Source organism: Myroides sp. DF42-4-2 (genome assembly GCF_030326445.1).
Taxonomy (GTDB): Bacteria; Bacteroidota; Bacteroidia; order Flavobacteriales; family Flavobacteriaceae; genus Flavobacterium.
Genome location: NZ_JACAKI010000070.1, coordinates 1 through 535, shown reverse-complemented (window position 1 = coordinate 535; position 535 = coordinate 1). Strand labels below are relative to the sequence as shown.

Annotated in this window: 1 protein-coding gene; it reads left to right on the top strand. The window is 31.8% G+C overall.

Annotated features, from left to right (window positions below):
- Positions 1-58: 58 nt before the first annotated feature.
- Positions 59-535: endonuclease V (locus tag HX062_RS16185; RefSeq protein WP_286468139.1), on the top strand; the 477-nt coding region annotated here is incomplete at its 3' end.

Genomic DNA, 535 nt, shown 5'->3' with positions numbered 1-535 from the left:
CCTTATTTAAGACCTCCTTATAATATTTGAAGTCGTTGTAAGATTAAAAAATCTAAATATGATATTAGCAGTAGATGTGTACTACTACGAGACTGGGGCAAAGGTAGTAGGTGTTTTGTTTGAATCTTTTGATTCAAAAGCTCCTATAGATATTATAGAAAAGTTGTTACCTCTACAGAAAGAGTATGAGCCAGGAGCTTTCTATAAAAGAGAGCTACCATGTATTTTAGAATTGGTAAATACGCTTAATCGAGAGTACATTGAATTGATTATAGTAGATGGTTATGTTTATTTAGATGACCATAAAAAAAAGGGATTGGGTAGTTATGTATTTGAAGCTTTAGACACTAAAATACCTGTAATAGGTGTAGCTAAGTCATATTTTTTTACTTCTGCTCAGCTTGTAGCGCAGGTCTATAGAGGAGAAAGTAAAAAGCCTTTATATGTCTCAGCAGTTGGTATTGAATTGAATAAAGCAAAAGAATATATCCAACAAATGCATGGAGAGTATAGAATGCCTTATTTATTAAAACTA